The 23,184-nt window shown below is 72.3% G+C and carries 21 protein-coding genes; 7 read left to right on the top strand and 14 right to left on the bottom strand.

Annotated features, from left to right (window positions below):
- Positions 1-46: 46 nt before the first annotated feature.
- The 5 genes from OC439_RS05105 to OC439_RS05125 all read right to left on the bottom strand — a co-directional run bounded on the left by OC439_RS05105 (position 47) and on the right by OC439_RS05125 (position 5,774).
- Positions 47-682: a M15 family metallopeptidase gene (locus tag OC439_RS05105; protein WP_262012451.1), complete on the bottom strand. Its 636-nt coding sequence runs from the start codon at positions 680-682 to the stop codon at positions 47-49.
- Positions 679-1,812, bottom strand: a complete 1,134-nt coding sequence (locus tag OC439_RS05110) for a D-alanine--D-alanine ligase family protein (protein ID WP_262012452.1) — start codon at positions 1,810-1,812, stop codon at positions 679-681. Before OC439_RS05110 ends, OC439_RS05105 begins: the two co-directional genes overlap by 4 nt.
- On the bottom strand, positions 1,809-3,944 hold the full coding sequence (locus OC439_RS05115; protein ID WP_262012453.1) for a pyridoxal-phosphate dependent enzyme: 2,136 nt from the start codon (positions 3,942-3,944) through the stop codon (positions 1,809-1,811). The genes OC439_RS05110 and OC439_RS05115 overlap by 4 nt, the downstream gene beginning before the upstream one ends.
- Before the next feature lie 115 nt (positions 3,945-4,059).
- Positions 4,060-5,112, bottom strand: a complete 1,053-nt coding sequence (locus tag OC439_RS05120) for a sensor histidine kinase (protein ID WP_262012454.1) — start codon at positions 5,110-5,112, stop codon at positions 4,060-4,062.
- Positions 5,109-5,774, bottom strand: a complete 666-nt coding sequence (locus OC439_RS05125; protein ID WP_091418650.1) for a response regulator transcription factor — start codon at positions 5,772-5,774, stop codon at positions 5,109-5,111. The genes OC439_RS05120 and OC439_RS05125 overlap by 4 nt, the downstream gene beginning before the upstream one ends.
- Before the next feature lie 236 nt (positions 5,775-6,010).
- On the opposite strand from OC439_RS05125, the gene OC439_RS05130 reads away from it, so the two are divergent.
- The 4 genes from OC439_RS05130 to OC439_RS05145 all read left to right on the top strand — a co-directional run bounded on the left by OC439_RS05130 (position 6,011) and on the right by OC439_RS05145 (position 9,767).
- Positions 6,011-7,291, top strand: coding sequence for a transcriptional regulator (locus OC439_RS05130; protein ID WP_262012455.1), 1,281 nt, complete (start codon positions 6,011-6,013; stop codon positions 7,289-7,291).
- A gap of 40 nt (positions 7,292-7,331) precedes the next feature.
- Positions 7,332-8,837, top strand: coding sequence for an aldehyde dehydrogenase (gene adh, locus OC439_RS05135; protein WP_262012456.1), 1,506 nt, complete (start codon positions 7,332-7,334; stop codon positions 8,835-8,837).
- Positions 8,837-9,184, top strand: coding sequence for a DUF779 domain-containing protein (locus OC439_RS05140; protein ID WP_262012457.1), 348 nt, complete (start codon positions 8,837-8,839; stop codon positions 9,182-9,184). The genes adh and OC439_RS05140 overlap by 1 nt, the downstream gene beginning before the upstream one ends.
- A gap of 133 nt (positions 9,185-9,317) precedes the next feature.
- A complete protein-coding gene (locus tag OC439_RS05145; protein ID WP_262012458.1) occupies positions 9,318-9,767 on the top strand; it encodes a hypothetical protein in 450 nt (149 codons plus the stop codon).
- Positions 9,768-9,912: 145 nt separating this feature from the next.
- On the opposite strand, the gene OC439_RS05150 is transcribed toward OC439_RS05145, so the two are convergent.
- From OC439_RS05150 to OC439_RS05185, 8 genes are all read right to left on the bottom strand, one after another.
- A complete protein-coding gene (locus OC439_RS05150; protein WP_262012459.1) occupies positions 9,913-10,761 on the bottom strand; it encodes an endonuclease domain-containing protein in 849 nt (282 codons plus the stop codon).
- A gap of 212 nt (positions 10,762-10,973) precedes the next feature.
- Positions 10,974-11,987 (bottom strand): agmatinase, encoded by a 1,014-nt coding sequence (speB, locus tag OC439_RS05155; protein WP_262012460.1) that lies wholly within the window; start codon positions 11,985-11,987, stop codon positions 10,974-10,976.
- Entirely contained in the window at positions 11,984-13,186 is a 1,203-nt protein-coding gene (locus tag OC439_RS05160) for a saccharopine dehydrogenase family protein (protein ID WP_262012461.1), read from the bottom strand. Before OC439_RS05160 ends, speB begins: the two co-directional genes overlap by 4 nt.
- The gene (locus tag OC439_RS05165; protein WP_262012462.1) at positions 13,186-14,607 is read right to left on the bottom strand and encodes an NAD(P)/FAD-dependent oxidoreductase; all 1,422 of its coding nucleotides are present in this window, start codon (positions 14,605-14,607) and stop codon (positions 13,186-13,188) included. The genes OC439_RS05160 and OC439_RS05165 overlap by 1 nt, the downstream gene beginning before the upstream one ends.
- Positions 14,604-15,428, bottom strand: coding sequence for an ABC transporter permease (locus OC439_RS05170; RefSeq protein ID WP_043326456.1), 825 nt, complete (start codon positions 15,426-15,428; stop codon positions 14,604-14,606). Before OC439_RS05170 ends, OC439_RS05165 begins: the two co-directional genes overlap by 4 nt.
- A gap of 58 nt (positions 15,429-15,486) precedes the next feature.
- Entirely contained in the window at positions 15,487-16,395 is a 909-nt protein-coding gene (locus OC439_RS05175; RefSeq protein WP_262012463.1) for an ABC transporter permease, read from the bottom strand.
- Between the two features lie 76 nt (positions 16,396-16,471).
- Entirely contained in the window at positions 16,472-17,629 is a 1,158-nt protein-coding gene (locus OC439_RS05180) for an ABC transporter ATP-binding protein (RefSeq protein WP_262012464.1), read from the bottom strand.
- Entirely contained in the window at positions 17,626-18,810 is a 1,185-nt protein-coding gene (locus OC439_RS05185; RefSeq protein WP_262012465.1) for a spermidine/putrescine ABC transporter substrate-binding protein, read from the bottom strand. The genes OC439_RS05180 and OC439_RS05185 overlap by 4 nt, the downstream gene beginning before the upstream one ends.
- A gap of 205 nt (positions 18,811-19,015) precedes the next feature.
- Between OC439_RS05185 and OC439_RS05190 the strand changes: the two genes are divergently transcribed.
- From OC439_RS05190 to OC439_RS05200, 3 genes are all read left to right on the top strand, one after another.
- Entirely contained in the window at positions 19,016-19,528 is a 513-nt protein-coding gene (locus tag OC439_RS05190; RefSeq protein WP_262012466.1) for an Lrp/AsnC family transcriptional regulator, read from the top strand.
- A gap of 148 nt (positions 19,529-19,676) precedes the next feature.
- Positions 19,677-21,023: an aspartate aminotransferase family protein gene (locus OC439_RS05195; RefSeq protein ID WP_194798500.1), complete on the top strand. Its 1,347-nt coding sequence runs from the start codon at positions 19,677-19,679 to the stop codon at positions 21,021-21,023.
- A 5-nt stretch (positions 21,024-21,028) separates the two neighbouring features.
- Positions 21,029-22,408 (top strand): NAD(P)/FAD-dependent oxidoreductase, encoded by a 1,380-nt coding sequence (locus OC439_RS05200; protein WP_262012467.1) that lies wholly within the window; start codon positions 21,029-21,031, stop codon positions 22,406-22,408.
- 298 nt (positions 22,409-22,706) lie between these two features.
- Here the strand turns inward: OC439_RS05200 and OC439_RS05205 are convergent, their stop codons facing one another.
- Positions 22,707-23,078, bottom strand: coding sequence for a DUF3499 domain-containing protein (locus OC439_RS05205; protein ID WP_091418612.1), 372 nt, complete (start codon positions 23,076-23,078; stop codon positions 22,707-22,709).
- Between the last annotated feature and the right edge of the window lie 106 nt (positions 23,079-23,184).

Raw genomic sequence — 23,184 nt, forward strand, 5'->3', positions numbered from 1 at the left:
GCGTGGTACGGACGGGAGGGCCGGAACGTTCACCTGGACTGATGGACTACAACGGACCGTAACGGGTGTGCGGCGCTCCGGTCATCAGCGCCCAGTACCTGTCGCCGTAGGACCAGTGCCACCACTCCGTCGGGTAGTTCACCAGCCCCGCACCGCTCAGCGCCGCCACCAGCACGTTCCGGTTGCGCCACGCGCTGACCGGGATGTGCCGGGCGGCGGTGAAGCAGGCGTCGGCGCTCTCCTCCGGGGTGGCGTCGAGCGCGGTGCCCATGTCCAACTCCGCCCCGTCGGCGTCACACAGGGTGAGGTCGACTGCTCCGCCGGTGCTGTGCGGGGCCACAGCGACCGGCGAGACGAACTTGGTGGTCTCCCGGTGCAGCCGGTCCGCCGGCCAGTCCGGGTGGCGCCGCCGCAGTTCGTCCCGGTAGCCGGTGAAGATGTCGAGCTGCGCCCGGTACGGCCGGTACCCCTCGACCACGAGCAGGCGCAGCCCGGCCGGCAGCGCGCGCTGCGCGGCCAGCAACCGGTCCGCGACCCCGAGCCGGACCCGGGCGTACGCCCCGGCGGGGTCGGCGGCCCGCCCGTCCACCCGCAGCCCGGGCACGTCGCGCAGGTCCACCAGGGGTTCGCCGTCGTCGCGGCTGGACACCGCGGCGACCCGGGGGTCGGAGAGCAGGATCACGGCGTACCCCCGGGGTGTTCGCGCGACGGCCGGGCCGCGTGCCTGGTGAAGGCGAGCGCGACGAGCCGGTCCACCACCTCGGGGTACGCGACGCCCGATTCGGCCCACACCTTCGGGTACATCGAGTGCGCGGTGAAGCCGGGCAGCGTGTTCAGCTCGTTGACGAACAGGTCGCCGGTGGCCTCGTCGTAGAGGAAGTCGACACGGGCCAGGCCCCAGCCGCCGATCGCGGTGAACGCCCGCACCGACAGCTCGCGGATCCGCTCGGTGACCTCGTCCGGCAGCGGCGCCGGGACGATCATCGGGTCGGCGTCGCCGAAGTACTTCTGCCGGTAGTCGAACCAGCCGCCCGCGACCCGGACCTCGCCGACCGCCGACGCCTCCGGCTGCCAGCCGCCGAGCACGCCGCACTCCAGCTCGCGGCCGGTCACGCCCTGCTCGACGAGCACCACGTGGTCGTGCCGGAACGCCTCCTCCACGGCCGCCACCAGGTCGTCGCCGTCTGCGACCCGGGAGATCCCGATCGAGGAGCCCATCCGGGCCGGCTTGACGAACAGCGGCCCGCGCAGCCCGACCACCAGCTTCTCCGGGTCGGACGCGGCCCGCCAGGTCGGCTCGTCGAACCAGACGTACGGCGTGGTCGGCACGTCCTCGGCCCGCAGCGCCCGCTTCATCGCCACCTTGTCCATGCCGACTGCGGAGGCGAGGATCCCGCACCCGACGTACGGCACGCCCAGCGATTCCAGCAGCCCCTGCACCACGCCGTCCTCGCCGTACGGGCCGTGCAGCACCGGGAACACCACGTCCAGCTCGGCGTGCACAGTCGCGGGGGCGTCGGCCGCGCCGACCGCGACAGTGCCGGCTGTCGTTCCGCGTCGCAGCTCGACCGCCGGGCCGGTGACCGGCAGCCGGTCGTCGATCGCCCGCCCGGCGGCCACGGTGCCGAGGTGCTGCGCCAGCACCGGTTCGGGCAGCAGCCGGATCCCGCCGGTACGGGTGATGCCGAGCGCCACCACCCGGTGCCCCTGCTCGGCCAGGGCCCGGGCCACGCCGAGCGCCGAGGCGCTGGAGACCTCGTGTTCCGCCGACGGGCCTCCGAACAGGACACCGATCCGCACTGTCGCCCTCATGCCGCCACTCCCACAGTCATCCGGTCGCCCGCCAGCCGGGCCACCAGGTCCGCTTCCACGTTTCCGCCGGTCAGCACCACGCCGACAGTCATCCGCCGCCGGCCCTCGGGCGGCCACGGCGCCCCGTCCCCGGGACGGACGACGCCGCCCGCGCCGGCCACCTCGCCCAGCCGCAGCGCGCCGGCCAGCGCGGCCGCGCCGGACGGCTCGACGAGCACCTTCAGGTCCAGCAGGAGCAGCCGGAACGCCTCGGCGATCGCGTCGTCGTCGACCCGGACCACCCCGCGTACGCGGTTGCGGGCCACCGCGAACGGCAGGTCACCGACGCAGCCGGGACGGAGTCCGTCGGCCAGGCTCGGCGCCGGGGCGACGGGTGTGGGCCGTCCGGCGGCCAGGCTGCGCGCCAGCGAGTCGCACCCGACCGGCTCCACGCCGTACACCTCGATCGGCGTTCCGGCCGCCGCCAGGCAGGCACCGGCGATGCCGCCGCCCCCGCCCACCGGCACCACGAGCGCGTCCAGCGGTGTGCCGCGCCGCGCCGCCTCCTCGATCAGTTCCAGGCTCGCGCTGCCCTGCCCGGCCACCACGTCCGGGTGGTCGTACGCGTCGACGAGCGGGTGGCCCTCCACCTCGGCGATCCGCCGGGCGACTGCGAGGCGCTCCTCGACTGTGGTGCCGGCCCGGACCACCCGGGCGCCCGCCGCCCGCGCCCGGTCCACCTTGACCGGCGCGGCGTCCTCCGGCAGCACGACGGTCGCGGCCAGCCCGTGCCGGCGCGCGGCGAGCGCCACCGCGACGGCGTGGTTGCCGGTGCTCTGCGCGACCACGCCGGTGTGCCCGGCGGCGGCGAGCCGGCCCACCGCCAGCATCGCGCCGCGCATCTTGTACGAGCCGCCGTCCTGCAGGTTCTCCGCCTTGAGCAGGATGCGGGCGCCGGCCAGGCGGTCGATCGCCGGGCTGTGCAGCACCGGGGTACGCACCACCCGGCCGGACAGCACGCGGGCGGCCTCCTCGACATGTGTTCGGTCCGGCAGTACCGGCGCGTCGATTCGGGGCATGGTCTCTCCTTCGGGATTCGAGTGGGCGCGGCGGCGCGGCAGGTCGAACAGCCAGTGCGCGCCGAGCGCGGTGAGGCCGCGGTGCGCGGCGAGGCTCAGTGCCAGTACGAGTGCGGTGAGCAGGACCGGGTAGACGGTCACCAGCAGCGCCCGGGCCGGCCCGGGCAGGCCGGCCACCGGTGCGGCGAGGAGCCGGTCCAGCAGCGCAAGCACCGGCATGTGGATCACGTAGACGGGGAGGGTGCGGCGGCCGAGCCGGGCCAGTGCCGGACCGGCCAGGCGGTGCCGGGCCAGCCGGGCGGCGGCGGTCAGCCCGAACGCCACAGCGATCACGGAGACGAGCAGGTACACGCCGGGCCACCTCTGCGCGCCGGCGAGCGCCATGGCGGCCAGCCCGATCGCGTACGCGAGGCCGGTGCCGGCGAGCCGGCGGGTGCTGGTGCCGTCCGCCCACCGCGTCAGGTACGGCTTCAGGTGCACCCCGGCCAGGAAGAACACCAGATTCTGGTAGACCTGCCCCCGGTTGCCGGGGCTGTCCAGCAGCCCGGTGGCGGCCACCGCGGACAGCGCGCCCGCAGCGGCCAGCAGCACCGCCGGATGGACCCGGCGCAGCGCCTTCGCGATCGCGAAGTAGAGCGCCAGCGCGTACAGGTACCACAGGTTCGACGGCGTCACGGTGAGCTGGGCCAGCAGCTCACCGCTGTCGGTGGCCCGGTCGGTCGGGAATCCGGGCGCCGGCGCCAGCAGCGCGGTGTGGATGAGCAGCCAGATGGCATAGAGGTAGAGGTTCCGTGCGATCCGGGGCCGCCCGGCCACCCGCCACGAGCGGGCCACCGCGTTCGCTGCGAACACGCCGGAGATGGCGAAGAACAACGGCATCCGCAGCGGCAGCAACTGCTCGCCGAGCAGCCCCCACGCGCCCGGCACCGGCAGGCCGACCCGCCAGTCGACACGCAGGTAGTCCTTGACGACGACGTGCCAGAGCACCACGAGCACGATGCAGGCGCCCTTCGCCACGTCGGCCCAGACCACCCGGCCGTCGGACGGCGCGTTCCCCTCGATACGGGTCGGCACTGCGGTCTCCTCTCCGGCCGTCTGCGGGTGGAAGGCGGCGGCGCCGGTCCCGTCCTCGGGCAGGTGTCATCGCGGGACGCCGCGACGGCGGCTCCCGGAGTCGTGTGTGGGGTGGTCAGCCCACGGGGGGCAGGTGGACGTCGACCCGCAGGCCGCCGTCCTCACCCGGGCGGGCGGCGATGACGCCGCCGTGCGCCTGGGTGATGGAGCGGGCGATGGCCAGGCCGAGCCCGGCGCCGCCGCCCTGGTTGGTCCGGTCCCGGGCGAGGCGCCGGAACGGTTCGAACAGCCCGTCGACCGCTTCGGCGGGGACGGCCTGCCCGCTGTTGGTGACGGTCAGCGCGGGGTCACCGCCGACCGTGACGACGAGCCGTCCGCCCTCGCGGTTGTACTTGATGCCGTTCTCCACCAGGTTCGTGACAAGGCGTTCCAGCAGCACCCGCTCACCGGTCACGATCCGGGGCGACAGCCGGGACTCGACCGTCACGCCGGCTTCGGCGGCCCGGTCGGCGTACGCGGCGAGCACGCCGCTGACGATCTGTTCGAGGCGTTGCGGGGTGGAGGACCGCAGGCCCTGGTCGCTCTCGCTGAGCGCGAGCAGCCCTTCGATCAGCCGCTCGTTGCGTTCGTTCGTGGCGAGCAGTTGTGCGGTCAGCAGTTCCAGTTGCTCGCCGGTCAGCGACTGGGCCATGCCGACCTCGATCAGAGTCCGCTGCACCGCGAGCGGCGTACGCAGTTCGTGCGAGGCGTTCGCGGCGAACCGTCGCTGTCCCTCGTAACCGGCGGTGACCCGGTCCAGCATGTCGTCGATGGCGCGGCCGAGCCCGGCCAGTTCGTCCCGGCCGCCGCGCCGGATCCGGTAGCCGAGGTTCTGCGGCCCCAGGTTCGCGATCGGGGCGGCCAGGTCGTGCACCGGGCGCAGGCACCAGCGGGCAGCGCCCCACACCGCGAACCCGATGGCCGCCAGCACCAGCAGTTCGATCAGCGTGGGCAGCAGCGGGACGAACGGGCGGCCCGGCTCGCACACCGCGCCGATCGTGGCCAGGCCGCAGAACTGCTCGGCCCGCCCCCACACCAGTCCGAGCAGCGACTTGACCAGGTTGGGCAGCATGAACCCGGCCAGCAGGGCGAGCACCCCGACCAGCAGGATGCGGCGACGCGGGCTCACTCCGGCTCGCCGATCCGGTAGCCGGCCTTCGGCACGGTGTGGATGACCGACGGCTGGCCGAGCTTCTTGCGCAGCGTCATCACCGTCACCCGGACCGCGTTGGTGAACGGGTCGGCGAACTCGTCCCACGCCTGTTCCAGCAGCTCCTCGGCGCTGACCACCCGGCCGCCGGCCCGCATCAGCACGTGCAGGACGGCGAACTCCTTCGGGCTCAGCCCGAGCGGGCTGCCGTCCCGGGTCGCGGTGTGCCGGGCCACGTCGAGCACCACGCCGTGCCGTTCCAGCACCGGCGGCAGCGCCGGGGTGGACCGGCGGCCCAGCGCCTGCACCCGCGCCACCAGCTCGGCGAACGCGAACGGCTTGGTCAGGTAGTCGTCGGCGCCCAGCCCGAGGCCGGCGACCCGGTCCCGGATGCCGGCGGCGGCGGTGAGCAGCAGCACGCGGGTGCCGGCGTCGGACCCGGCCAGGCTCCGGCACACCTCGTCGCCGGTGGCGCCGGGCATGTCCCGGTCCAGCACCGCCACGTCGTACCGGTTGACCCCGATCCGTTCCAGCGCGCCGTCCCCGTCGTAGCAGACGTCGACAGCCATGGAGAACCGTCGCAACCCCTCGGCGACCGTGTCCGCCAAGAGCCGCTCGTCGTCCGCCACCAGCACCCGCACCGTTGCGCTCCCCCGTGTCTTCCTCGTCGTCCGGCACACCTTCGCAGGCCGGAGTTAAGGGTTCCGTAAGCGTCCGCAGCAGCCATCCTCCACGCGAGCCACGCTGCGACAACCGGCGTAGGGCCGTCTGGGCCGTTCGTCCGGTCCGCCGGCGGCCCGAGCACCGCTCAAGTGACCCGGATCACGCATTGGCGCTCCGGGGTGAGGTGGGTCACGATGGGTGGAAGGAGGCGCTGGTGGCTGACCCGTGGCTCGCCCTGGAGTTCGGCGCGGATCCGGCGGAGCGGATCGCGCAGATCGGTGCCGCCCACGAGGCGTTCCTCGCCAGGGGCACCACCGGTGGCGTCCGGGAGGTGGTGGCCCGTTCGTGGGAGCGGTCCGCGCTGCTCGACCCGGAGGCCACCGCGCCGGTCGACCTCACCGACGACGCGCTGGAGAGCTACCGCGCCGCGCACCCGCTGGCCCGCGTGATGCCGCTGTTCCGCGACCTGCTCGGCGGCATCGCGCAGGACGGCGCGCACCTGATGGCGGTCTGCGACGCCGCCGGCCGGCTGCTCTGGGTGGAGGGCCACCCGGGGGTGCTGCGGCACGCCGAGCGGATGAACTTCGTGCCGGGCGCCCGCTGGGACGAGGCGCACGCCGGCACGAACGCCCCCGGCACCGCCCTCGCCGTCGACCACGGCGTGCAGATCTTCGCCACCGAGCACTTCGTCCGGCCGGTGCAGCGCTGGACCTGCGCCGCCGCGCCGATCCACGACCCGGCCAGCGGCGCGCTACTCGGGGCCGTCGACATCACCGGCGGGGACCACCTGGCCAACCCGCAGAGCCTCGCGCTGGTCCGGGCCACCGCCCGCGCCGCCGAGGCGTTCCTGGCCGGCGCCGCGCCCGCCGCGCCGGACGTGGCGTACGTGTCGGCGCTCGGGCGCGACGAGGCGGAGCTGCGCGTCGGCGGCCGGCGCATCCGGCTCGGCCGGCGGCACAGCGAACTGCTGGTGCTGCTCGTCGACCATCCCGAGGGACGAACCGGGGAACAGCTCGGCCTCGACCTCTACGGCGACGACAGGCGGCACCCGGTCACGCTGCGCGCCGAACTGTCCCGGCTGCGCCGCGTGCTCGGCGAGGAACTGCTCGACTCCCGCCCGTACCGGCTGCGGCCGGCCGTGCGCGCCGACTTCCGTACCGTCACCGAACTGCTGGAACGTGGCGATCCGGCGGCGGCGCTGCGCGCGTACCCCGGGCCCCTGCTGCCCGGGTCGGACGCGCCGGGAGTCGCGCGACTGCGCCGCCTGGTCGACGGCCAGTTGCGCGCCGCCGTGCTGGCCGGCGCCGACCCGGGGCTGCTCGCGGCCTGGACCGCGACGGCGGCCGGGACCGACGACCTGGCCGCGTGGCAGGCCCTGGCCCGGGCCCTGCCGCCGGGCGCGCCCCGCCGGCCACTCGCGCTCGCGCGGGCCCGCCAGCTCGCCGAGGAGTACGCGCTGCCGCGCGCAACGTTCCTGCAACGTCCCGGAAACTAGCCTGCCCGCCATCCACCCCAGACGGACGGCGGAGGTACCCATGACGCGCTACGACGCCCCCACCCACTGGCAGTCCCGTTACGACCACTACATCGGCGGCGAGTACGTGAAGCCGCACGGTGGGAAGTACTTCGAGAACCCGACGCCGGTGACCGGGCAGACCTTCTGCGAGGTGGCCCGGGGCACCGCCGAGGACGTGGAGAAGGCGCTCGACGCGGCGCACGGCGCGGCCGACGCGTGGGGCCGCACGTCGGTCGCCGAACGCTCGCTGATCCTCAACCGGATCGCCGACCGCATGCAGGACAACCTGGAGTCCCTGGCGATCGCCGAGACGTGGGAGAACGGCAAGCCGGTACGCGAGACGCTCGCCGCCGACATCCCGCTCGCGATCGACCACTTCCGCTACTTCGCCGGGGCGATCCGGGCACAGGAGGGCTCGCTCGGCGAAATCGACGACGACACCGTGGCCTACCACTTCCACGAGCCGCTGGGCGTGGTCGGGCAGATCATCCCGTGGAACTTCCCGATCCTCATGGCGGTGTGGAAGCTCGCCCCGGCGCTTGCCGCCGGCAACGCGGTGGTGCTCAAGCCGGCCGAGCAGACGCCCGCCTCGATCCACTACCTGCTCTCGCTGATCGGCGACCTGCTGCCGCCCGGCGTGCTCAACGTGGTCAACGGCTTCGGCGTCGAGGCGGGCAAGCCGCTGGCGTCCTCGCCGCGGGTGGCGAAGGTGGCGTTCACCGGCGAGACCACCACCGGGCGGCTGATCATGCAGTACGCCAGCGAGAACATCAAGCCGGTCACGCTGGAGCTGGGTGGCAAGAGCCCGAACATCTTCTTCGACGACGTCAGCGCCGCGTCCGACGACTTCCGGGACAAGGCCCTCGAAGGCTTCACCATGTTCGCGCTCAACCAGGGCGAGGTGTGCACCTGCCCGTCCCGGGCGCTCATCCAGCAGGGCCACTACTCCGACTTCCTCGCCGCCGCCGTCGAGCGGACGAAGGCGGTCAGGCAGGGGCACCCGCTGGACACCGACACGATGGTCGGCGCGCAGGCGTCGAACGACCAGCTGGAGAAGATCCTGTCCTACCTGGACATCGGGCGGCAGGAGGGCGCTCGCGTCCTCACCGGCGGCGAGCGCGCCGACCTCGGCGGCGAACTGTCCGGCGGCTACTACGTCCAGCCGACCATCTTCGAGGGCGACAACTCGATGCGGATCTTCCAGGAGGAGATCTTCGGCCCGGTGGTGTCGGTGACCTCCTTCGCCGACCTGGACGACGCCGTGAAGATCGCCAACGACACGCTGTACGGGCTCGGCGCGGGCGTGTGGACCCGGGACCTGAACACCGCGTACCGGGCCGGGCGGGCGATCCAGGCCGGCCGGGTGTGGACGAACTGCTACCACGCCTACCCGGCGCACGCGGCGTTCGGCGGCTACAAGCAGTCCGGCATCGGCCGGGAGAACCACAAGATGATGCTGGAGCACTACCAGCAGACCAAGAACCTGCTGGTCAGCTACTCGCCGAAGAAGCTGGGCTTCTTCTGATGGGCGACACCGTGACAGTGACCCCCGCGGCGGCCGACCTGATCCGGTCGCTGCGGGGGCAGCACGGCCCGCTGATGTTCCACCAGTCCGGCGGCTGCTGCGACGGCAGCGCCCCCATGTGCTACCCGGCCGGCGAGTTCCGCACCGGCGGCTCGGACGTGCTGCTCGCCTCGCTTGCTGTCGACGGCGTGCCCGAGCCGGTGGAGTTCTGGATGTCGAAGGCCCAGTGGGAGCTGTGGCAGCACACCCGGCTCACGGTCGACGTGGTGCCCGGCCGGGGCAGCGGCTTCTCCCTGGAGGCCCCGGAGGGCGTCCGCTTCCTCATCCGGTCCCACCTGAACCGCTGATCTGTCCGAGATCTTGCAGCTCGCGGGCATCGCGGCGGTGGGATGCTGACGCCGTCCACTTCGGAGAACGCGTCCCACCACCGTTCGAGTCGCTACCGGGTCGCGTTCGCCACCGCCCGACAGGAGACCGCCCATGCACCCGGTCCGACAGCCAGTGCTCGCCGCCGGCCTCACCGCCCTGGCCACCGCCGCCACGCTCGGGCTCGCACCCGGCGCCGCCGTCGCCGCCCCGGCGGCCTCCCCCAGCATCTCCGTCAACTGGTTCGGCACGGCCGACGCGCGGGCGCACACCGCCACCGTCGGTGGCCGGTTCGACTGCGGCGCGGAGCGCGGCCTCGCGTACATCGAGGTGCACCTCGACCAGCGGGTACGGCGCGGCTCGGTCACCGGCTTCGGGTTCGGCGTGATCGGCGCGTGCACCGACGAGCGCACCGCCGGCACCTGGACCGCAACAATCCCCGCCGACCAGGGCAGATTCCGTCCCGGCCGGGCCACCACGATCGCCCGCCTGGTGATCGAGCCCAACTCGATTACCGAAACCACCGAGCCCGTACGCCTGCGCCCCCGCTGCACCCGCCCCTGACCCCGCCCTTCCCGGCCCCCGCCCCCGCGATCTTGCACTTGGTGCCCCTTGTTTGTCGGATCGATCCCTTTTGCGGGATAGGTAAGTGCAAGATCGCGGGCTTCGGGAGGGCTTCGGCGGGCTTCGGGGGCGGCCCCGGGGGGGGTTAGGGGGTTAGGGCGACTCGGAGGGTGGTGAGGATGTGGGACGGGCGGCTGTACAGGTCGCGGTCGGTGAAGTAGCGCATCCGCCATCCGTTGGCGTCCAGCCAGTTGATCCGGTCGCGGTCGTACCGCATGTGATCCCGGTCCAGGTGGGACAGCCCGTCGTACTCCACTCCGACCCGTCGCTCGCGGTAGCCCAGGTCGATCCGGAAGCGGGGAATGCCGTGCCGGTCGTGAATCCACATCTGCGGCTCCGGCACCGGCAGCCCGCCGTCGAGCAGCAGCAGCCGTAGCTGGCTCTCCTGCCGGCATTCCGCTCGGCCGTCAGCCCGGGGCACGAGATCGCGCGCCTGCCGGATGCCCCGCAGACCGCGATGGAGGGGCAGCTCGGCCGCTAGGTCGTCGGTCGTCGCGGCGCCCGCCCGGAGCGCGGCGTCGAGCACGGGGAGCGCATCCATCCGGCGTACGGCTCGGGCCAGGTCGACCGCGCACTGCGCGGCCGGCACACACGGCAGGCCACCGACAAGCACCGGCCGGACCGGCAGGATCGAGTGATGGACGACGAGGCCCGGCAGCCGGGGCTTGGCGACGTCCGGCGGCAACTGCACGTGTACGGCGGATTCCCGAAGTACGCCGAAGCCGTGGCGGCGTGCCGCACTCTGCATGGCCAGCATCGCGCCGCCCGGAAGACACAGCAGCAGGGCTCGCAGCTCGTCCTCGTCATCGCACGGTGTCGGCGCGTAGACACCGCGCCGCACCCGGATCAGTTCCTCCCGCACGACCTGCGTGCGTACTCGCTTCACGGTGAGCACCCGCATCAGTTCCCGGGTCCGCCACAGCTGCGTCGACATACCCGAACCATGCAGCCCCACCCCGGCCCGGTTCCCACACCATCGCCTTGCCCTGTGGACAAGAACCGGGATGTGCAAAACCCCCACCGCCCCCGCCCGTGTGCTAAACCCTCACCCCACACGCGCGATCTTGCAGTTGATGCCCTCTAAACGCCCGAGATGCCCGGGATTCCGGGGCCGAAAGTGCAAGATCAACGGGGAGGGGGAGGGGGTCAGCGACCATCCAGGAGCGGCTGGGTGGGGTTCCACGGGGTTCCGGTCTCGGCGTCGTGGCGGCGGCGGGCTATCGCGGACAGCGCCTCCAGCACCACCCGGTTGCCCAGGTACGCGGTGATGTCGGCGTGGTCGTACGGCGGGGCGACCTCGACCACGTCCAGCCCGACCACAGGCAGCTCGTAACAGACCCGGCGCACCGCGTCGAGCAACTGCCGGGACGTGAACCCGCCCGGCTCGGGCGTGCCGGTGCCCGGCGCCATGCCCGGGTCGACCACGTCCACGTCGACCGAGAGGAACACGCCCTCGCACTCGTCGGTCGCGATGCCGAACGCCTCGGTCAGACAGGTGTCCAGCCCGCGCGCCACGATCTCGGTCATCTCGTACGAGCGCATCCGCTGTTCCGCCATCCACGCCAGCGTGTCCGGGCCGGGCCAGTAGCCGCGCAGCCCGATCTGCAGGAAGCGGTCGCCGCGTACCGCACCGGACTCGATGAGCCGACGCATCGGCTGGCCGTGACCGTGCAGCGAGCCGAACTCGACGTCGCCGGTGTCGGCGTGCGCGTCGAAGTGCACGAGCGACACCCGGCCGAGCCCGTGGTGCCGGGCCACGCCCGTCGCGTCGGGCAGCGCGATGGAGTGGTCCCCGCCGAGGACTACCGGGATCGCCCCGGCGGCGGCTACCGCGTGCACGGCGGTCTCCAGCGCGGCGAGCGAACGCTCGATGTCGCCGCCGAACATCTCCACGTCGCCGGCGTCGTAGACGCACAGATCCTTCAGCGCGTCCACGCGCAGCGCCAGCGACGGGCGGGAGCCGTCGTGCGGCAGGTAGCAGGCCTGTCGGATGGCGGACGGCCCGAACCGGGTGCCCGGCCGGTGCGAGGTGCCGCCGTCGAACGGCGCCCCGATGATCACCACATCCGCGTCGGCGAACGTGACCGGCTCCTCGACGGTGCACGGCGGCACGCCGAGGAACGTGATGTCGGGGCCGTACATCGGGCCGTACCGGGTCATCGTTCCTCCATCCCCCACGGCGAACCGTAGCCGGTGAGCAGGTCGAGGAAGGGGGTCGGCGGGAACGCCTCCGGGCCGAGCACGCCCGTGCCGGACCAGGCACCGGTGGCGAGCAGTTCCAGCGCGACGACCGGGTTGACGGCGGTCTGCCAGACCACCGCCTGGTGGCCGTACTCGGCCATCGACCACTCGTTGTCGACCACGTGGTAGAGATAGACGCGGCGCGGGCGGCCGTCCGGGCCGGTGCCGGTGACGTACGTGCCGGCGCACGTCTTGCCGCTCATCCGGTCGCCGAGCGTGGCCGGGTCGGGCAGCGCGGCGGCCACCAGGTCGCGCGGCGACACCTCGACCCCGCGCACGCGCACCGGCTGGGTCGAGTCCAGTCCGAGCTTGTGCAGCGTGCGGAGCACCTCGATGAACTCGGCGCCGAGGCCGTACTTGAAGGTGACCCGCTTCGCCGGCACCCAGCGCGGGATGAGCAGCACCTCCTCGTGCTCGACGTTGACGCACTCGACCGGGCCGATCCCGGCCGGGAAGTCGAACACCTCCGGCTCGCTGAACGGTTCGGTGGTGAACCAGCCGCGCCCGGCCTCCCAGATCACCGGCGGGTTGAGGCACTCCTCGATGGTGGTCCAGATGGAGAACGACGGCGCGAACTCGTACCCGGCGACTGTCAGGTTCGCGCCGTCGCGTACCCCGATCTCGTCGATCTCGGCGAAGAGTTCGTCGGCGGCGTAGCGGGCGAAGACGTCGGACAGGCCCGGCTCGACGCCGATGCCGCACAGCGCGAGCCGCCCGGCGGCGGCCCACCGCTCCGCGACGGCGAACTGCTCGTCGCCGAGCTTGACCCCGGTCTCGGCGTAGGGGCGCTCGGGGTGCGGCCGGGACAGCGACATCGCCATGTCCAGGTAGTCGGCCCCGGCGGCGAACGCGCCGTCGAAGATCGGCATGACGAAGCGCGGGTCGACCGCGTTGAGGACGTGGGTGATCCGGTGTTCCCGGCACAGCGCGGCCACCGCGTCGGCGGAGGACGCGTCGACTGTGGCGGCGACGAACCGGTCGCCGTGCCCGGCGACGGCCCGCGCCGCACGCGCCGGGTCGTGGTCGGCGACCACCATGATCTCGAAGAAGGTACGGCGGGCGGCGATGGATACGGCGGCGGAGCCGACGCCACCGGCGCCGACCAGGAGGATACGCATCAGGAGTCGAACCCCAGTCCAAGACGGTCGAGAGTACGGAGCCAGAGGTTGCGCCGTCCGTCACGCGCGTCGGCGCGGGCGAGCGACCAGCGGGTGAGGTTGATGCCCACGGACCGGGCCGGTTCCGGCGGGAACGGCAGCGGCTTACGGCGCACCAGGTCGAGCCGGGTCAGCGGGGTGTCGGTGCCGGAGAGCAGGTCGAGCGTCACGCGGGCGCCGAACCGGGTCGCGCCGACGCCGAGCCCGGTGAACCCGGCCGCGTACGCCAGGCGTCCGGAGTACGCGGTGCCGAAGAACGCGCAGAACCGGGTGCAGGTGTCGATGACGCCACCCCAGCGGTGACTGAAGCGCACATCGGCGAGCTGCGGGAACGTCGTGAAGAAGTGCGAGGCGAGCGTGGTGAAGGTGGCCTCGCGCTGCTCCAGCGCGGGCGCCACCCGGTTGCCGTAGTGGTAGATCGCGTCGTAGCCGCCGAACAGGATCCGGTTGTCGGCGGTGAGCCGGTAGTAGTGGAACTGGTTGCCGGTGTCGGCGAGCCCCTGCCGGTGCCGCCAGCCGATCGCGTCGCGCTGCGCCTCGGTCAGCGGCTCGGTCATCAGCGCGTAGTCGTAGACCGGCACGATCCAGGAGCGCAGCCGGCGCAGCAGCGGCGGGAACGCGTTCGTGGCCAGCACGACCTGCCGCGCCCGTACCGTGCCGGGCGCCGCTTCCGCGCCGCCCGCAGTGGTGGCGCGCATCCCGGCGCCGTCGCCGGCCAGGCCGGTGACGCGGGTGTGCTCGTGCACGCGTACGCCCAGGTCGAGCGCGGCGCGGCGCAGTCCCCAGGCGAGCTTCGCCGGGTCGAGCAGGGCCACCCGATCGCGATCCCACATCCCGCCCAGGTACGTCCGCGACGCCACCTCGGCGCGTACCTCGTCGCGGTCGAGCAGCCGCACGTCGTGGCCGTACCGGCGGGCCAGCTCGGCGTCGGCGGCGAGCCCGTCGAGCTGGTACGGCTCGACGGCCACCGCCAGTTCGCCGGTGCGTTCGAAGTCGCAGTCGATGTCGTACTTCGCCACGGTGGCGGCGATGGCGTCCAGGTTCTCCCGGCCCAGCCGTTCCAGCTCGCCGATCTCGCCGGGGAACCGCTCGACGCCGTTGGCGAGCCCGTGGGTGAGCGACGCGGCGCAGAACCCGCCGTTGCGCCCGGACGCCGCCCAGCCGCATGTGCCCGCGTCGACGAGCAGCACGTCGCGGTCCGGGTCGGCCTCCTTTGCGAGCAGCGCGGTCCACAGCCCGGCGTACCCGCCGCCGACCACGAGCAGGTCGGCGGTGTGCGTCCCGGTCAGCGGCGGCAGCGGGTCGGGGCGAACCGGGCGGTCCAGCCAGTACGACACGGGCGCGGCGTCGGCCAGCGCCCGGCCGGTATGCGGGAGTGTCATGGCTTGCCCGCCGGTGTGGCGACCACCGCGAGGGCGGCCCGGCGCGCCCGCCGCCCACGCAGCGAGGTGGCCCCGACGAGCAGCAACGCGATCACGAACATGGCCGTGCCGATCACGTTCACCTGCGGCGGGATGCCGCGCTGGGAGGCGCCCCAGACGTACATGGGGAACGTGACAGTGGTGCCGGCGTTGAAGTTCGTGATGATGAAGTCGTCGAAGCTGAGCGAGAACGCCAGCAGCGCGGCGGCCACGATGCCGGGCAGCACGAGTGGCAGCGTGATCCGGCGGAACGTCTGCCACTCGCTGGCGTACAGGTCCATCGCGGCCTCCTCCAGCCGCCGGTCCATGCCGGAGAGCCGGGCCTTCACGGTGACCACGACGAACGACACGCAGAACATGACGTGCGCGATGACGATGGTCCAGAAGCCCTGCGGCACCCCGGCGGCGACGAAGAGGGCGAGCAGCGAGGTGCCCATCACCAGTTCCGGGGTGGCCATCGGCAGGAAGATCAGCCCGTTGAGCCCGGAGCGGCCGCGGAAGCTGTGCCGGACCAGCGCGAACGCCATCAGCGTGCCGAGGAGCGTGGAGACGACTGTGGCGATGAGGCCGATCTGCATGCTGCGCACCACGGCGTCGCACATGTCCGAGGTGGCGCAGGGCTGCTTCCAGTTGTCGAGCGTGAACTCGTTGAAGTCGTAGGAGAGCCGGCTGGAGGGCCGGTTGAAGGAAAGACCGGCGACCACCATGATCGGCAGCGTCAGATAGCCGAGGACGAGCAGGGCCACGCCCATCACCCACCGGTCGGCGAGCCAGCGCCTCATCAGAGCCTGCCTCCATTCGCGACTGCGGGGCTCCGCTTCGCTGCGCTCCTCGCGCTCATCAGAGCACCTCCTCCGTGCCGGCCTTCCGCAGGTAGACGAAGACGATCGCCAGGATCGCGGCCATCAGCAGGAACGACAGCGCCGCGCCCTGCGGATAGTCCAGCCGGACCAGGAACGCCGAGTCGATGACGTTGCCGATCATGTACTCGTTCGGCGTACCGAGCAGCTCGGCGTTGATGTAGTCACCGGTGGCCGGGATGAAGAACAGCAGCGTGCCGGCGATCAGGCCGGGCATCGACAGCGGCAGCGTGACCTTGGCGAACGCGCGCAGCGGGCTCGCGTACAGGTCGCTCGCCGCTTCCAGCAGCCGGGGATCGAGCCGCTCCAGGCTCGCGTACAGCGGCAGCACCAGGAACGGCAGGAAGTTGTACGTCAGACCGAGCACCACGGCGATCGGGGTGGCGAGCAGCCGGCCGTCCGGGCCGAGCAGGTGCACGTCGCGCAGCAGCCCGACGAGCGCGCCGTTGTCCGACAGGATGGTCTTCCAGGCCAGCGTGCGCACCAGGAAGCTGGTGAACATCGGCGCGACCACCGCGACCAGCAGCAGGTTCTTCCACCGGCCGGCCTTCTGCGCGATCGCGTACGCCAGCGGGTAGCCCATCAGCAGCGCGAGCACCAACGCCATCGCCGAGTACAGGAACGACCGGGAGAACTGCGGCCAGTACGCCTGCAACGCGTCCGGGTAGTTGCTGAACGCCCAGGTCATGGCGTACCCGGTGGAGAGCGAGCCGGCCGGGTCGTAGAGGCTGGCCGAGGCGAGCTGCACCAGCGGGAGCGCGAAGAAGACGAGCAGCCAGACCGCGCCGGGCAGCAGCAACAGGTACGGCAGGAGCCGGCTGCGCCCGCGCCGCACCGGCGGCGGCGCCGGTTTCCCGGCGGAGGTCGGTACGTGGGCCAGCGCGCTCATGCCGCCACTCCGCTTCGCTCCGTGCCGTCATGAGGCACCATCGCGCTGAGCCAGCCGATTCGCTCGCTGCGCTCGCTCATGGCAGCGCACCCACCGGCGGCTCGTCGAGCAGCGGCGCGGTCTGGTCGTCCTCACCGGCGGCCCGGGGCAGCAGGAACGCGTGCCGCGGATCCCAGTGCGCGGTCACCGCTGTGCCGACCGCCAGTTGACCGCCCAGCCCGCTGTTCGCGGCGAACGCGGACAGTTCGCTGCCCCACGCGGTGCGCACCAGGTACTGGGTGCTCACCCCGACGTAGGAGGCGTCGGTGACCACGCCACCGACGTGCTGGTGTCCGGCCGGCACCCGGTCCGGGCCGTCGACCAGATGCAGCTTCTCCGGACGTACGCCGAGGAAGGCCGGACCGTCGGTGAGCCGGGCCCGGCCGGCGGGCACCGAGAAGCGCGAGCCGTGCGCCGTGACCAGCACGTCGTCGGCGGCGCGACCGCCGGCTTCGGCGGCGAGCAGGTTGGACTGGCCGAGGAAGTTCGCCACGAACGCGGTGGCCGGGTACTCGTAGATGTCGGCGGGCGCGCCGAGCTGCTCGATCCGGCCGGCGTTCATCACCGCGACCGTGTCGGCCATCGTCATGGCCTCCTCCTGGTCGTGGGTGACGTGCACGAACGTGATGCCGACCTCGGTCTGGATCCGCTTCAGCTCGATCTGCATCTGCCGGCGCAGCTTGAGGTCGAGCGCGCCGAGTGGTTCGTCGAGCAGCAGCACCTGCGGGTGGTTGATGAGCGCCCGGGCCAGCGCGACGCGCTGCTGCTGGCCGCCGGAGAGCTGGGCCGGGCGGCGCCGGCCGTACCCTTCGAGCTGCACCAGCGCGAGCATGCGCTCCACCTGGTCGCCCACGTTGCGGATGCCGCGGCGGCGCAGCCCGAACGCCACGTTCTCGTGGATGTCCAGGTGCGGGAAGAGGGCGTAGCTCTGGAAGACGGTGTTCACCGGCCGCTTGTACGGCCGCAGCCCGGCGATGTCCTGCTCGCCGAGCAGCACCTGTCCGCTCGTCGGCTGCTCCAGCCCGGCGATCATCCGCAGCGTGGTGGTCTTGCCGCAGCCGGACGCGCCGAGCAGGGCGAAGAACGAGCCCTGCGGGATGGTGAGGGTGAGGTCGTCGACGGCGGTGAAGACGCCGAACCGCTTGGTCAGGTCGACCAGTCGCAGGTCACCGGCCGGGGTCTGCTGCCCCTTCACGCGCCGATCACCTGCTGGAACTTGGTCTCGTACTCCTTCTCCTGCGCCTCGTCGAGCGCCATGAAGACCTTGGCCTTGGACAGCATCGTGTCGTCCGGGAAGATCAGCGGGTTGTTCGCCAGGTCCGGGTCGATCTTCTCCATCTCGGCCTGCGCGCCCTGCACGGGGCAGATGTAGTTGACGTACGCGGCCAGCTTCGCCGCCACCGCCGGGTCGTAGTAGTGGTTCATCAACGCCTCGGCGTTGGCCTTGTGGGTGGCCTTGTTCGGCACCAGCATGTTGTCCGACCAGAGCATCACGCCGGACTCGGGCACCACGAACTTGATCTTCTCGTCGTCGAAGCCGAGCTGGACCACGTCGCCGGACCAGCCGATGCACGCGGCGATGTCGCCCTTGGCCAGGTCGGGTGCGTAGTCGTTACCGGTGAACCGCCGGATCTGCTTGCTGTCCACGGCCTTCTTCAGTTTGTTCAGCGCGTCGTCGAACTGGGCCGACGTGAACTTGGCCGGGTCGTGGCCGAGCGACTGGAGCAGCAGGCCGATGGTGTCGCGCATCTCCGACAGCACAGTCACCTTGCCCTTGAGATCGGGACGGGTGAGCAGCTCGTCGACGGTGCGGATCTCCTTGGTGACCTTCGCGTTGTACGCGAGCCCGGCCAGGCCGGACTGCCACGGGACGGCGAGCTGGGTCTCGGCGTCGAAGGAGCGACCGCGCAGCGACTGCAGCAGGTTCGCCTCGACGTTCGGCATCTTCGACTTGTCCAGCTTCTGGACCCAGCCGAGGCGGATCACCCGGGCGGCCATCCAGTCGGTGAGCACCATGATGTCCCGGCCGGTGCTCTGACACCCGGCGAGCTGGTTGCGTACCTTGCCGAAGAACTCGTTGTTGTCGTTGACGTCCTCGGTGTACGTCACCTGGATGCCGGTGGCGGCGACGAACGCGTCGAGCGTGGGGCGCTTGGACTCGTCCTTCTCGTCGGTGTCCATGTACTGCGGCCAGTTCGAGAAGGCGACCTTCTTCTCGGTGGCGGACAGATCCTCGCTCTTGCATCCGGCTTCGGTCTGCTGGGCGCCCTTGGTCCCGCAGCCGGCCAGGGTGCCCGCGGTGGCGAGCAGCGCGGCCGAGCCGAGGGTCCCGGTGAGCAGACCACGCCGGGTGAGGGGCCGGAGGGGACTACGCATGTGACGACTCCTTGGGGGGCATCGTCGGCGGCGGGACGGGGGCGGCGCGCCGGCGGGAGGGTCAGTGGCGATGGACGACTGATCCTGACATGAGAAAACCTCTCTCACAAGGGATTCCGTTGCCGGAATAGCCAGTCGCCACGAAATACGCCAGACTGCGCGGGGCACTACGCTCAACACGGAGAACTGGACACGAGGAGCGTCGATGGTCAACCGGCACCAGGAGAACGGAAACGGCGCCCGTCGGGTCACTGTGCGTGACGGCGCCAACCACGCTCTGCTCGACGACGTGGCCAAGCAGATCATCGAGCAGCTCCAGGAGGACGGACGCCGCCCGTACGCGAGCATCGGCAAGGCGGTCGGCCTCTCCGAGGCGGCGGTACGCCAGCGGGTGCAGCGGCTGCTCGACGCGGGCGTCATGCAGATCGTCGCGGTCACCGATCCACTCCAGCTCGGCTTCCCCCGCCAGGCCATGATCGGGCTGCGTACCGACGGCGACCTGGAACCCGTCGCCGACCGGCTGGCCGAGTTCGAGGAGATCGACTACGTGGTGATCACCGCCGGCTCGTTCGACCTGCTGGCCGAGGTGGTCTGCCGCAACGACGCACACCTGCTGGAGATCCTGCAGAAGCTGCGCGGCGTGCCCGGGGTGCTCTCCACCGAGGCGTTCGTCTACCTGAAGCTGCGCAAGCAGACCTACAGCTGGGGCACCGCCTGATGCGGATTCCGTTGACAGCGCAGTGATATGGCGCTGAATCCGTCGCGCTGAAGCTTGTTCGCTTGCCTTATCGGCATCGCCTGTGGGATAACCGTGGGCAGAGCGGCCGGTGTCACCCCTGACCGGCCCGAGACCCGATGGGGCTGACATGGCCAACGCCACCGACCATCTCTGGATGCACTTCACCCGCATGGCGAGCTACCCCGCCGGCGAGGTTCCGACAATCGTCCGGGGCGAGGGCGCGTACGTCTGGGACGCGCAGGGCCGCCGCTACCTGGACGGGCTGGCCGGGCTGTTCGTGGTGAACGCCGGTCACGGCCGCGCCGAGCTGGCCGAGGCCGCCGCCAAGCAGGCCGGTGAGCTGGCCTACTTCCCGCTCTGGTCGTACGCCCACCCGAAGGCCGTCGAGCTGGCCGAGAAGATCGCCACGCTCACCCCCGGCGACCTGAACCGGGTCTTCTTCACCACCGGCGGCTCCGAGGCCGTCGAGGCGGCGTGGAAGCTGGCCCGGGCCTACTTCAAGCGCACCGGCAAGCCCACCAAGCACAAGGTGGTCAGCCGCTACATCGCCTACCACGGCACCTCGATGGGCGCGCTGTCGATCACCGGCCTGCCCGGCATCAAGACCGACTTCGAGCCGCTGGTGCCGGGTGGCATCAAGGTGCCGAACACCAACTTCTACCGGGCCCCCGAGCACGGCGACGACGCCGAGGCGTTCGGCCGCTGGGCCGCCGAGGAGATCGGCCGGGCGATCGAGCGGGAGGGGCCGGAGACGGTAGCCGCCGTCTTCCTGGAGCCGGTGCAGAACTCCGGCGGTTGCTTCCCGCCGCCGCCCGGCTACTTCGAGCGGGTACGTGAGATCTGCGACGCGTACGACGTGCTGCTCGTCAGCGACGAGGTGATCTGCTCCTGGGGCCGGCTCGGCGAGTACTTCGGCGCCGTCCGCTACGGCTACCAGCCGGACATCATCACCACCGCCAAGGGCATCACCTCCGGCTACGCCCCGCTCGGCGCGATGATCGCCAGCGAGCGGCTGATGGAGCCGTTCCTCACCGAGACCGGCATGTTCGCGCACGGCGTGACGTTCGGCGGCCACCCGGTCTCCTGCGCGGTCGCGCTGGCCAACCTGGAGGTGTTCGCCCGGGAGGACCTGATCGGGCACGTCCGGGCGAACGAGGGCGCCTTCCGGTCCACCCTGGAGAAGCTGCACGACCTGCCGATCGTCGGCGACGTCCGGGGCGACGGCTACTTCTACGGCATCGAACTGGTCAAGGACAAGACGACCCGGGAGACGTTCGACGAGGCCGAGTCCGAGCGGCTGCTGCGCGGCTTCCTGTCCACCGCGCTGTTCGACGCCGGGCTCTACTGCCGGGCGGACGACCGGGGCGACCCGGTGGTGCAGCTTGCCCCGCCGCTGATCGCCGACCAGCAGCACTTCGACGAGATCGAGCAGATCCTGCGCGCGGTGCTGACCGAGGCGTGGTCGCGGCTCTGACGCCGATGACGGGATACCAGCAGCTGTCGTACTGGCTGTCCGGCCTGGACGAACCGCTGACACCGCGACCCGGGTTGCCCGGCGACACGGACGCCGACGTGGCGATCGTGGGCGCCGGGTACACCGGGCTGTGGACGGCGTACTACCTGGCCCAGGCCGATCCCACGTTGCGCGTCGTCGTGCTGGAGCGGGAGATCGCCGGGTACGGCGCGTCGGGGCGCAACGGCGGCTGGTGCTCGGCACTGTTCCCCACCTCGCTGCCGGCGCTGGCCCGGCGGCACGGCCGGGACCGGGCACTGGCCATGCAGCGGGCCATGCACGACACGGTCGCCGAGGTGGGGCGGGTCGCCGCCGCCGAGGGCATCGACTGCGACTGGCAGGCCGGCGGCACGGTGACGCTCGCCCGCGGCGAGGCCCAGCTCCAGCGGGCCCGCGCCGAGGTCGCCCAGGCCCACGCGCACGGGCTGACCGACGACGACCTGACGCTGCTCGACGCCGGCGAGGCCGCCGCGCGGTGCAACGCCGAGGGGGTACGCGGCGGCACGTACACCCCGCACTGCGCCGCCGTGCACCCGGCGAAGCTGGTCCGGGGTCTGGCCCGGGCGGTGGAGCGCCGGGGCGTACGCATCCACGAGCGCACAACGGTGACCGCGCTGCGGCCGGGCGTGGCGGTGACAGCGGCGGGCGTGGTCCGGGCGCCCGTGGTGGTGCGTGCGACGGAGGGCTACACGCCGGGGCTACCAGGCCAGCGGCGTGCGGTGGCACCTGTCTACTCGCTGATGGTGGCCACCCCGCCGCTGCCCGAGGAGACCTGGGCACGGATCGGGCTGGCGCAGCGGGAGACGTTCTCCGACTACCGGCACGTCATCGTGTACGGCCAGCGCACCGCCGACGGCCGGCTCGCGTTCGGCGGGCGGGGCGCGCCCTACCACTACGCCTCCCGGGTCCGGCAGGGCTTCGACCGGGAGCCCCGGGTGTTCGCGGCGCTGCGCCGGGCGCTCGGGGAACTGTTCCCCGTGCTCGGGCCGGACGTGCCGGTGACGCACGCCTGGGGCGGACCGCTCGGCGTGGCCCGGGACTGGGCCGCGTCGGTGGGGCTGGACCGCCGTACCGGTCTGGCCTGGGCCGGCGGCTACGTCGGTGACGGCGTCGGCACCAGCAACCTCGCCGGCCGTACGCTCGCCGACCTGATCCGGGGCGTGGACAGCGACCTCACGGCGCTGCCCTGGGTCGGGCACCGCTCCCCCCACTGGGAACCGGAGCCGCTGCGCTGGCTCGCCATGAACGCCGGCCTGAAGATCATGTCCTCAGCCGACAAGAGCGAGCACCGCACGTCCCGCCCGTCCCGCCGAGCCGATCTCTTCACCCGCTTCCTGGGCCACTGACCCCGGTGCGCCCGGGTTTCATGATCGACACCAGTTCGGGGTGGTGGTGGGGTCCGGGTGGCCTGGATGGCGCCACTTCCCCGTACTGGTGTTGACCTTGGTCTGGCCGGGCCACGGCGGTCGCGCCGGCCGAGGGTGGCGCGGACGTCGACGGGCCGGTCAGCCCGATCCTGGGCCTCCCGCCCGCCACCCCGGACGACCTGGCCGAGACCGGCCGGCGGGCGCCCGTTGGTCCGTGCACTTGGCCGACCAGCGGGACCTTCATGATCGACCGATGGAGGGTCCGGGGCGGGGTCGTTCAGTGGTGGGGCGGGATGACCCGGAGGTGGCCCCGGCGGCCCTGCTGGGGGGTCTGGGGCTTGGTGGTGGGTTCGTCCTCCGGGGGACGCGGCGGGGCGGGGCGGGCGGCTTCGCGTACCGCCTCGGCCAGCGCCACCAGGTCGTCGGTGGTGGGCGGCGGCGGCTCGAACTCGCCCTCGTGCCGCACCACGTCCCAGCCCCGCGGGGCGGTCAGGCTACGGGCGTGCGGCTCACACAGGTCGTACGTGTGCGGTTCGGCGAACGCGGCGAGCGGGCCCACCACCGCCGTCGACTCGTTGTAGACATAGGTCAGTGTGGCGACCGCTTGCCGGGGGCAGCCGTTACGGGAGCAGCGCCGTGGTGACCTCACGGCGGCAGGGTATCCCCATTACCGGGTCCGGCGCACCGCTTCGCGTTACGACACGCCCGTCATGGTGATCACAATTCCGCCGATCGGCACACCGGCGCGCCGGTCG

This window comes from Micromonospora sp. Mcm103 (genome assembly GCF_024519755.1).
Taxonomy (GTDB): Bacteria; Actinomycetota; Actinomycetes; order Mycobacteriales; family Micromonosporaceae; genus Micromonospora; species Micromonospora aurantiaca.

Excerpts from the sequence above, each read along its gene's own strand:
- OC439_RS05110 (WP_262012452.1), bottom strand. The coding sequence starts at position 1,812 with ATGAGGGCGACAGTGCGGATCGGTGTCCTGTTCGGAGGCCCGTCGGCG.
- adh (WP_262012456.1), top strand. The coding sequence starts at position 7,332 with ATGACGCGCTACGACGCCCCCACCCACTGGCAGTCCCGTTACGACCAC.
- OC439_RS05140 (WP_262012457.1), top strand. The coding sequence starts at position 8,837 with ATGGGCGACACCGTGACAGTGACCCCCGCGGCGGCCGACCTGATCCGG.
- OC439_RS05145 (WP_262012458.1), top strand. The coding sequence starts at position 9,318 with ATGCACCCGGTCCGACAGCCAGTGCTCGCCGCCGGCCTCACCGCCCTG.
- OC439_RS05150 (WP_262012459.1), bottom strand. The coding sequence starts at position 10,761 with ATGTCGACGCAGCTGTGGCGGACCCGGGAACTGATGCGGGTGCTCACC.
- speB (WP_262012460.1), bottom strand. The coding sequence starts at position 11,987 with ATGACCCGGTACGGCCCGATGTACGGCCCCGACATCACGTTCCTCGGC.
- OC439_RS05160 (WP_262012461.1), bottom strand. The coding sequence starts at position 13,186 with ATGCGTATCCTCCTGGTCGGCGCCGGTGGCGTCGGCTCCGCCGCCGTA.
- OC439_RS05165 (WP_262012462.1), bottom strand. The coding sequence starts at position 14,607 with ATGACACTCCCGCATACCGGCCGGGCGCTGGCCGACGCCGCGCCCGTG.
- OC439_RS05170 (WP_043326456.1), bottom strand. The coding sequence starts at position 15,428 with ATGAGGCGCTGGCTCGCCGACCGGTGGGTGATGGGCGTGGCCCTGCTC.
- OC439_RS05175 (WP_262012463.1), bottom strand. The coding sequence starts at position 16,395 with ATGAGCGCGCTGGCCCACGTACCGACCTCCGCCGGGAAACCGGCGCCG.
- OC439_RS05185 (WP_262012465.1), bottom strand. The coding sequence starts at position 18,810 with ATGCGTAGTCCCCTCCGGCCCCTCACCCGGCGTGGTCTGCTCACCGGG.
- OC439_RS05190 (WP_262012466.1), top strand. The coding sequence starts at position 19,016 with ATGGTCAACCGGCACCAGGAGAACGGAAACGGCGCCCGTCGGGTCACT.
- OC439_RS05195 (WP_194798500.1), top strand. The coding sequence starts at position 19,677 with ATGGCCAACGCCACCGACCATCTCTGGATGCACTTCACCCGCATGGCG.
- OC439_RS05200 (WP_262012467.1), top strand. The coding sequence starts at position 21,029 with ATGACGGGATACCAGCAGCTGTCGTACTGGCTGTCCGGCCTGGACGAA.